Raw genomic sequence first — 9603 nt, 5'->3', positions numbered from 1 at the left:
CATTAATATTAAAATTATAGCTGCTATAACAACTGCTGCTAATGTAAATTTGTAATTTGAGCTACTAATAACTTCGTCAATTATTTTACCTACTTCATCGATTTCTTGATTTGTTATATCCATATCTATTGTGCAACCATAGATAATATCCATATTTTTATCTTTTTTAGTATAGGTAATGATATTTCTATCTTTATTAGTTACCTTATCAAAGAATGTAACCTCTGTAAAACCACCACCTGCTAAGCCATTCTTAACAAATTTTTCTACATAGCTTTCGCCTTTAATATCTAAATCTGCTTTTAAATTCTTCCCTACTTTTTCTGGTTGATAATGAACTAAATAAGTTCCATCTGAATTAACGGCAAAAAATCTAATATTTGTGCTATCTAAATTCATACCTTGAAGATATTCAATTGTGCTTTCAAGTGCATCTTCAGGTCCATCTCCAGCTTTTACGAAGTCTTTATATAATTTTTCAGAAAAATTATAAAATCCAAATACAATGCTTTTTGCAGCACTTCTAGCATCTTTTACTGCTAATTCTTCTACTGTTTTAGTTGTTACATCGTCAATTTCTTGCATTCCTTTGTTAGAAATAAATATTAGGCTAATGCCTAAGATACACAAACTAATCAGTATACATAACGAAAGTTTTGTTGAAATTTTCATTTCATCTCCTTTTTCATTGAAAATTAAATCATTAATTTAAACATAATTTTGTTAAAAGTAGATTAAATTATAACAATATTACCTTAGCAAGTAATAAAAAGCTAAAAAACCCTAAAGCATCGGTGGTTGCTGTTAGTAAAACTGCACTACCTAGTGCAGGGTCAAATCCACATTTTTTTAATACCAAAGGTATTAATGAGCCAATTAAACCTGCAAAACCTAAATTTAAAATCATTGATATAAATATCACAAGGCTTAACATTGGGATTGAAAACCAAAAATACGCAACAGCTCCTAAAACAATGGCAAAAATCGTTGCGTTTGAAAACGAAATAGCAATTTCTCTTAATAATATATGTTTTGAATTCTCATAACTTAATTCACCTAAAGCAAGTTTTCTAATAGTTACGGCAAGTGCTTGTGAGCCAGTATTTCCACCCATTGATGCAACTATTGGCATTAAAGCTGCAAGTGCTACTAACTTTTCTATTGCATCAGAAAACATTGCGATAACATGGGCTGAAATTAACGAAGTAATTAGATTTACAATAAGCCATTTAGCTCTACTTTTAGCTGCTTTTATAGTATTTTCATCTTCGCTATCAATATCTCCAACCCCTGCAAAGTTATACATTTGCTCTGTTGCATAGTCTTGGATTAAGTCGTGTATATCATCATAAGTTATTCTTCCTAATAATTTATTATTATTATCAACTACAGCAATTACACTTAAATCATAGTCTTGAACCATAGAGATAGCATCATTTATAGTGTCGTAATCTCTAATAAAATGTAAATCTTTTGCTAAATCTTCATTTTTATCTAGAATTTGTTGAAAAGTATCTTTAAATTCATATAAAATTAAATCTCCTACATGCAAACTATAAATTAATTTTTCATTCTCATCGGTTATAAAAAGTTGGATTATATGTTCTATTTCTTCGCTTTTTTTAAGCTCTTTATATTTGCTAATAGCACTTTCTAGAGTATCACTAAGCTTTGCGGTAAAAATCTCTGTTTGCATATAAGCACCAGCTTTTTCATCATCGTAGCGTTTTAAGAATAAAATATCATCTTGTTCGTCTTTGCTAAGATTTGAAAAAATTCTATTTGCTTTTTCATCATCAATTTCTTCAATGCTTTGCATTAAATCAGTTGCATCATCGCTTTCTAATTCGCCTAATGCTAAAGCTAATTTTTTACTTGAAGATAATTTCAAAACATCGCTTAACATATGTTCAGGCATTAGTGTTGCAATATTTCCTAAGTCTTCATCATCAAGACTTTTGATTATGTTTTCATAAGCTTCATAATCATCATTTTTTATTATTTTTAGGGCTTCTAATAATTCAGCATAGCTAACATCTTTTTCATCTAAAAAATCTTGTATTATTTCAAAAGCTACTGCTGTATTTTTCATATTTTAATTAAGCTCCACAATATTTTCAAAATTCTCTTCTTTTATAGGAGTTATTTTACTTTCTAATATATGCTTAATTTCACTTATATATTCTTTAGTTATTAAATCAAATTTTTGCTTTTCTTTGCCTACTAGACCATCTTTTGCAACTCTAACAACTGTTGCTGGGTTAATTGCTGCATTGTTTTTATACATACCAAAATGTAAGTGCGGCCCTGTGCTAAGGCCCGTAGTTCCTACATAGCCAATTACTTGACCTTGTTTTACACTATCTCCTATTTTGTATTTACCAAATTTGCTTAAATGTGCGTATAAAGTCATATAGCCACTTGAGTGATTTACTTGAACTACATTTCCATATCCGCCTTTTACTCCTCTAAACATTATTTTTCCAGCACCTGCTGCTTTTACTGGTGTTCCTGTTGGTGCTGCATAATCTATTCCTAGATGGGCTCTATATTTTTTTAAAATAGGATGAAATCTACCTGGGTTAAATGGAGAACTAATTCTAACATTTCCAACAGGCAATATAAAAGTATATGTTTCTAATTGTTTTCCGTTTTCATCGTAAAAATCATTATCTCCATATTTAAATATATAATAAGGCTTTTTATTGACTTCAATCATAGCTGATTTTATATTTGCATCTCCATAAATTCTACCTAATCTTCTTTTTTGAGAATAAACGATTACTACTCTATCATCTTTTTTCATTCCTGTATAATTAATCGTTCCTGCATATGCTCTAAGCAGAGCGCTTGCTAATCTAGAATTTTGAGTGTTATCTATAATATCTTGATATACTGATTTATTTATTTTAAATGTTAAACTTGTTTCTTCAACTTTATAAGTAATGGGAGTAAATGTTATAGCATATTTATCTTCTAAATCCTTATATATTTGTATTTGTAAAGTTTCGCTTATTGGTATTAAAATTTGCTCTATATTATCATTTTCATCTCTTAATATTTGATATTTAACCCCAGCTATGATTTCTGCTGTTAGTTCTTTATCTTCTTTATCAAGATTATGATATATGCTTAATGGAATTTGATTTTTTTGTAAGAAAAATAAAAAACTCTCGCCTCTTTCCCATATTAATTCTTCCATTTTTAATTCTTTTGAGAATAAATTTAAACTTAAAAAAATAGATAAAACTAATATGATTTTTCGCATTATTTTCCTTTAAAATATGATAAAATTTCCAAAATAAGGCAGACATTTTACTTTTTTTTGCTTATAATTTAGTAATTTAATTTTAAAGGGATAATATGTTTAAGAAAACTTTTATTTTAATATGCTTTTCGGTTTTTGCATTTGCTAATCAATTTATAAATGCTGTTATTGATAAGATTGATAATGGCTATGCTTATGCTCATATAGTTGATGCAAAATATGATGAAAATAATTTAAAAAATGGCGCTATTGTTATTAAAGATATCGGAGAATATTCTATAATTGTTGCTAGAGCTAGTTTTGTAAATAATGAGAACAATAATATTAAATTAGAGCTATATACATTTTCTGATTTAAAACAAGATGCTTTACCATTACCTATATTAACTCCACAAATAGGCGATAGAGTAATTTTTAATAATTATATTGAGCATACATTATTAATAGCTCCTAGTCAAAAAATATATGATAGTATTAAAAATAAATATAACAATTTTATATATTTTGATACTAATGTTTTAGCAGCGAATTTATACGCTAAAAAACAACTAACTCCAAATAGAAATGATTTAAGAGAATTTTGTAGAACTTGGGCTATTGGTAGTGTAATGGTTGCATTAAAAAATAACTTATATTTATATGAATGTTCTTCTTTAAAGAAAATAGCTGAATTGGATAATAATTTAGAATATAATCAAATTGATGAAATAAATTTTTATTCAAATATTTCTAAGCAATTAAGCAAAACAACAGATTATTTTTCATATTATAACAAGCTATTTAAAGAAAAGGAATAATAATTGCTTTGAAGCAATTAAATAATTATTTAAAGGAAAAATCGTGAAAAGATTAGGCACCATCGCTTTAGCTATATTTATTTGTGCTTGTGTTCCACAAAAAAAAGAAACAACAGTTCAAGTAGAAAATAACACTCAAAAAACAGCTTATAAAAAAGCAAGTTATCAAGAGCCTGTTTTAAGTCCTGAAGAAGAAGCAGTAAGACTTATGATTTTTAGTTCGGTAGGAGAGGGAATTCCACCTCAAAACACAGTTTCGCAAGCTCAAGCATTAGCACTTGCAAAAAGAGCAGCATTAGCTGATGCTTATCGTCAATTAGCTGGCAAACTTTATGGGGTTAGAGTAAATTCTAGAGAAAATGTAAAAGATGCAATGCTTAGAAGCTCGTTAATTACAACATATGTTAATGGACTTATTAAAAATGCAAACATTACCGGAGAAGGATTTAAAGATGGTCTTTATACGGTTGAATTAGAACTAAAAATTGATAAATATAAATGGAACGAATTGTTCTCATATTAATTAGCTTTTTAGGATTATTAAACGCTACAAATCCTGATTATATATTTTGGGCTAGATTAAGTACTACTAATCTAGTCCTAACTAACGAAGAATTTCACTTAAGTAGAGCAATGAGTATTGATAAAAAGGCAAGATATACTTATGTTTGTGAGATTAATGCTACAAAGTCTAATATTTATGATAGTTTAAAAGACCAACAAACAAATTTAATAGATTGTGTTAATAAAGCGATAGTGAGTGAATATGTTGATGTCAATAATTTTAAAGCAAGTATAAAAACTCATTTAAGATTATTGCCAATTTATTTTAAAGCAGAACTTGCTCAAGGTAAAATATTGATTTACACAAAGGATAAGGTATGAAAATAGCCATAGTTGAAGATGATATTAATATGAGAAAATCCTTAGAATTATCATTAAGTGATGATTATGAATTAAAAACTTATAAAAATCCAATTGATGCTTTAAAAGAATTAGATGATAGTTTTGACTTAATAATAAGTGATATTAATATGCCTAAAATGGACGGACTTGAGTTTGTAAAAACAGCTTTAGAACAAAAAATTAGTGCTGAGTTTATAATTATTACAGGAAATGCAACTTTAAATAAAGCAATTGAAGCACTAAGACTTGGAGTAAAAGATTTTTTAACAAAGCCATTTGATTTGGATAAATTATATGAAGCAATAAATAGAGCAAAAATTATTAGAGAAAAAAAAGCTAATAAAATTAAAAAAGAAATTCCGGTAAAACAAAATGGATTTTTAGGTTCATCAAAAGAACTTGAGAATTTAAAAACAATAGCTTTAAAAGCAGCTAAAACAAATGTAAGTGTATTTTTAAGCGGTGAAAGTGGAGTTGGTAAAGAAGTATTTGCAAAATTTATTCACGAAAATAGTAAAAGAGCAAATAGGCCTTTTATAGCTATTAATATGGCTGCTATTCCTGAAAATTTAATAGAGAGTGAATTGTTTGGATATGAAAAAGGAGCTTTTACAGATGCTAATTCTAATAAATTGGGCTTATTTGAGTTAGCTAATGAAGGCACTTTATTTCTTGATGAAATAGGTGAAATGAGTGCTAGTATTCAAGCTAAGTTATTAAGAGTTTTACAAGAAAAAACTATACAAAGATTAGGTGGCACAAAATTAATTAATATAGATGTAAGAATTATAAGTGCTAGTAATATAAACATACAAGATAATATTAAAAATAATAAATTTAGAGCAGATTTATTTTATAGATTAAATACAATTATGCTAGATATTTTGCCTTTAAGACAAAGAAAAGATGAAATAATAGAAATTGCTAATGCTACTTTAAATAGAATTTGTAATGAGTATGATTTAGGGGAAAAAACTTTTAGCAAAGAAGCTATAAAAGTATTAAATGATTATAATTATCCTGGAAATATAAGAGAATTGATTTCTATTGTTGAAAGTGCTGCAATTTTAAGCGATGAAAATATAGTAAAAGATAGTGATTTAAGGCTTAATTTTACTAATAATAATAAAAATAATATAAATGACTTAGAATTTGAATTAATTAAAGAAGCTTTAAAGCAAGAAAAGGATATAAAAGCAGCTTCTAAATTAATTTCAATGAGCGAAAAAGTTTTTAGAGAAAAAATGCAAAAATACAATTTAGGAGAGTGAAATGAAAAATATTGCAATCATTGGTGCAACAGGTGCTGTAGGCGAAGAAATATTAAATGTATTAAATGAATACAATTTTCCAGTAAAAGAACTAAGATTATTAGCTAGTAAAAATAGTGCTGGTAAAGAGATTGTATGGCGTGATGAAACTTATGTTATAGAAGAATTAGATGAGCATAGTTTTGATGAAGAAGATGTTGATATAGCATTTTTTTGTGCGGGTGGAAGTATAAGTGAAAAATATGCAAAAATTGCAGCAAATAAAGGTGCTTTGGTTATTGATAATACAAGTTATTTTAGAATGATGAATGATGTGCCTTTAATAGTGCCTGAATGTAATCCTGGTGATTTTGAAAAACATAAAGGAATAATTGCAAATCCAAATTGCTCAACCATTCAAATGGTGCAAGTATTAAAACCACTTGATGATGTATTTGATATAGAAAGAGTTGATGTTAGCACTTATCAAGCGGCAAGTGGAGCAGGGAATTTAGGTATGAGTGAGCTTATGGAAGGTCTTCAAAAAGTATTTGCTTTTGAAGAAATTAAACCATCAAAATTTACTTATCAACTAGCATTAAATCTAATTCCTCAAATTGATGTATTTACTGATAGTGGCTATACAAAAGAAGAGCTAAAAATGGTAAATGAAACTCAAAAAATTATGAATAAAAAAATGCAAATTAGTGCTACTTGCGTTAGAGTGCCAGTGCTTAGAAGTCATAGCGAAAGTATTACAATTACTTTTAAAAATAATGTAGATTTAACAAAAGTAAGAGAGATTTTAAGTAAAGCTCCAAGCGTTGTATTGATGGATAATCCAAATATAAAAGCACATAATGAAGATAGTGAAAATGAAGAGTTACGCTATCCAATGCCTTTATTTACAAGCAATACAAATGAAACTTATGTTGGTAGAATTAGAGTTGATTTAAATAATCCTAAGATTTTACATTTATGGTGTGTAGCTGATCAAATTCGTGTTGGAGCAGCAACTAACGCAGTAAGAATTGCTTTATTATCTTTATAAAATTACTTAAAACTAAGAATTTAAATTCTTAGTTTTATTTTTGTTCGCTAAATTTTGATTGTTTAGAATTCATAATTCTTACATTAAAATGTATTGAATTACCTATAAAATTATCTTTAAATAATCTATCTTTTTTGTTTGAATATAGCTCGTGATAGTAGTAATCTAATCCAACGCTAGTTGAATAAGCTATCCAGTTATAAGCTATTTTTTGCCCTAATAAATCATTTATATACTCTATTTCTTCATCAATTTCGCCTATTGAATTAGCAAAATAAAACATAGACCTTTCGTTTTCTTGGCTTAGGTTTAAAAACATTGGATGATAATTAATTTGAGTGCTTAAATATTTATTTGGTCTAATACTTAAAGCTCTTATTTGTGTTGCCAAAAGAGTTGTTTTCACTAATGGTATATTAAAAAATACGCTAGAATTATTTAATTTCCAAGCATCACTTAAAGCCGAATTTACATTTAGATTTTTCTTTTCAATAGTTTTAAGAGAAATTATATTGCTTTGTTCTCTTATATTATCAGTTATTTTACTTGCTAATAAGCTATCATCTTTAAATACAGCTATTTTATTATTTGAGATATTTATTAGTTTTGCAACTTGTTCTTGATAATCTATGCTACCAAATGTAAAATTAGAATTTACATTATCAAAATCACTAGATTTTGCCAATGGATTAAATACTGCAATATTTGTAATACTTTTGTTTAATACATTAATGCCGTTTTTTTGAAATCCTGTAATAATTAGTGAATAATCGTGTAATTGGCTTATGATAGGAGCTATATTAGCTTCACTTTCATCTCCTGTAAAATATACTTTCATATATACATTATCATTTTGTTTCATAAGATATGCAAGTGCAGGAGAAATTATATTACTAGAATAAGATTTTACAACTTTTTCTGGTATAACTAAAGCTATTTTAATTGTGTTTAATTGTTGTTTTTTAGGTAAATCAATATATTCAATTCCATTAAGAAGTTTTACATAAATGTTATTTAGTTTTTCATCATTAGAATTAAATCTTGTTATATAGCTTATGTAAAGACCTTTGTATAATAAGTCTTTTAGACATTCATCAGAGCATTTTTCTTTTTCGTAATTAACATAAAAAACCTTTGCTGGCTCAATTTTGACTAATTCTTGTTTGGCAGCAATAAGATTTGAGCATATTAACATTGTTGTTAATAATTTTTTCATAATTATTCCTTTATTTTTTTTAAGTTATTTATAAAATCATTTTCATAACTTGGATTTTTTTTAATAAAGCTAAAGCTGTAATTTAGCAAAACTTTTCTTTTTTTACCATAAAAGTCATAAAAAATAATATCTCCAATATTAAAATTTGATAATTGTAATATATTTTTTAAATTTTCTCCTAATAAAATTATAATATTTGCTTCACTTTCTAAAAGTTCATTTAAAAAATACTGATAGCACTTTAAAATATTTTCTTGTTTATATTGATTTGAGCATTTTACTATATTTGTAATATATACATTATTTAAATTAAGATTTAAATTCTTGCTTAAAATACTATTAAAATATTCAGCATCATTGTCATTAAAACCAATATCGCTTAGTATGAAAATATTTGATTTAATTACTTTATTTGTGTAAAAATTATTTTTACTTTTGTATAAATTGCATAATTTGCAATTTTTTATATCTTTTATATTGTAGTTTTTATTAACGCTTAACTTATCGTTGTAAAAGGAAAATCCGAATAATTTTAAGTAATGTAAATATGTATTTTTATCCATAAAATTTATTTTATATCAAAAATACTTAAAAATAATTAAGTTATTTGTGATAGAATATGCGTTTAATTTTTTTATTTAAGGAAGAAAAATGCCAAAAAGAACTTATCAACCACACAATACACCTCGCAAGAGAACTCACGGATTTCGTGTAAGAATGAAGACTAAAAATGGTCGTAAAGTAATCAATGCAAGACGCGCAAAAGGTAGAAGAAGATTAGCAATCTAAAGGAATTTTCTAGCATAAATGATTCTAAAGATTTTGCTAGACTTTATAAAATTGGTTCAAAATGGTTTGCTAAAAACTGCGTTATTTATCACGAACCAAGCGAAGTTAAAAAAATTGCAGTAATCGCAAGTAAAAAAGTAGGATGTGCTGTTGTAAGAAATAGAACTAAAAGATTAATAAGAGCTATTTTTTTACAACTTTATCCAAATATAAGTAGTGGTTATTACATATTTGTAGCAAAAAAAGGTTTTAGTGATTTAGGTTATTTTGAATTAGAAAAGAATATTAAGTGGAGTCTTAAAAGGTTGGGGTGTTTAAAGGAATAA

Annotated in this window: 11 protein-coding genes and 1 pseudogene; 7 read left to right on the top strand and 5 right to left on the bottom strand. The window is 26.6% G+C overall.

Annotated features, from left to right (window positions below; translation table 11 throughout):
• From AVBRAN12637_RS03665 to AVBRAN12637_RS03655, 3 genes are all read right to left on the bottom strand, one after another.
• The coding region (locus AVBRAN12637_RS03665; protein WP_336615331.1) for a cache domain-containing protein at positions 1-672 on the bottom strand (672 nt) is incomplete at its 3' end.
• 67 nt (positions 673-739) lie between these two features.
• Positions 740-2092 (bottom strand): magnesium transporter, encoded by a 1353-nt coding sequence (locus AVBRAN12637_RS03660; protein ID WP_336607693.1) that lies wholly within the window; start codon positions 2090-2092, stop codon positions 740-742.
• A gap of 3 nt (positions 2093-2095) precedes the next feature.
• Positions 2096-3268 (bottom strand): peptidoglycan DD-metalloendopeptidase family protein, encoded by a 1173-nt coding sequence (locus AVBRAN12637_RS03655; protein ID WP_214116477.1) that lies wholly within the window; start codon positions 3266-3268, stop codon positions 2096-2098.
• A 95-nt stretch (positions 3269-3363) separates the two neighbouring features.
• Between AVBRAN12637_RS03655 and AVBRAN12637_RS03650 the strand changes: the two genes are divergently transcribed.
• The 5 genes and pseudogenes from AVBRAN12637_RS03650 (at position 3364) to AVBRAN12637_RS03630 (ending at position 7272) form a co-directional block, all read left to right on the top strand.
• Positions 3364-4065, top strand: coding sequence for a plasminogen-binding N-terminal domain-containing protein (locus tag AVBRAN12637_RS03650; RefSeq protein WP_214116480.1), 702 nt, complete (start codon positions 3364-3366; stop codon positions 4063-4065).
• A 214-nt stretch (positions 4066-4279) separates the two neighbouring features.
• Positions 4280-4588: pseudogene (locus tag AVBRAN12637_RS09790) on the top strand (lipoprotein required for motility); the annotation flags it as partial.
• Entirely contained in the window at positions 4564-4950 is a 387-nt protein-coding gene (locus AVBRAN12637_RS03640) for a hypothetical protein (protein ID WP_214120386.1), read from the top strand. The pseudogene AVBRAN12637_RS09790 and the gene AVBRAN12637_RS03640, both read left to right, overlap by 25 nt.
• Positions 4947-6242: a sigma-54-dependent transcriptional regulator gene (locus AVBRAN12637_RS03635; RefSeq protein ID WP_336612239.1), complete on the top strand. Its 1296-nt coding sequence runs from the start codon at positions 4947-4949 to the stop codon at positions 6240-6242. Before AVBRAN12637_RS03640 ends, AVBRAN12637_RS03635 begins: the two co-directional genes overlap by 4 nt.
• Position 6243: 1 nt before the next feature.
• A complete protein-coding gene (locus tag AVBRAN12637_RS03630; RefSeq protein WP_336615330.1) occupies positions 6244-7272 on the top strand; it encodes an aspartate-semialdehyde dehydrogenase in 1029 nt (342 codons plus the stop codon).
• Between the two features lie 34 nt (positions 7273-7306).
• Here the strand turns inward: AVBRAN12637_RS03630 and AVBRAN12637_RS03625 are convergent, their stop codons facing one another.
• Together AVBRAN12637_RS03625 and AVBRAN12637_RS03620 are read right to left on the bottom strand one after the other, a co-directional pair.
• A complete protein-coding gene (locus AVBRAN12637_RS03625; RefSeq protein ID WP_336615329.1) occupies positions 7307-8488 on the bottom strand; it encodes a hypothetical protein in 1182 nt (393 codons plus the stop codon).
• A gap of 2 nt (positions 8489-8490) precedes the next feature.
• Entirely contained in the window at positions 8491-9051 is a 561-nt protein-coding gene (locus tag AVBRAN12637_RS03620; protein WP_214116498.1) for a uracil-DNA glycosylase family protein, read from the bottom strand.
• Positions 9052-9139: 88 nt separating this feature from the next.
• On the opposite strand from AVBRAN12637_RS03620, the gene rpmH reads away from it, so the two are divergent.
• Together rpmH and rnpA are read left to right on the top strand one after the other, a co-directional pair.
• On the top strand, positions 9140-9277 hold the full coding sequence (rpmH, locus tag AVBRAN12637_RS03615) for a 50S ribosomal protein L34 (protein WP_214116499.1): 138 nt from the start codon (positions 9140-9142) through the stop codon (positions 9275-9277).
• On the top strand, positions 9265-9603 hold the full coding sequence (gene rnpA / locus AVBRAN12637_RS03610) for a ribonuclease P protein component (RefSeq protein ID WP_275592001.1): 339 nt from the start codon (positions 9265-9267) through the stop codon (positions 9601-9603). The genes rpmH and rnpA overlap by 13 nt, the downstream gene beginning before the upstream one ends.

The organism is Campylobacter sp. RM12637 (assembly GCF_020137645.1).
In the GTDB taxonomy this organism is placed as follows: domain Bacteria; phylum Campylobacterota; class Campylobacteria; order Campylobacterales; family Campylobacteraceae; genus Campylobacter_E.
Note: the sequence above shows the minus strand (reverse complement) of the source record. Positions and strands in the feature narration are given on the sequence as shown.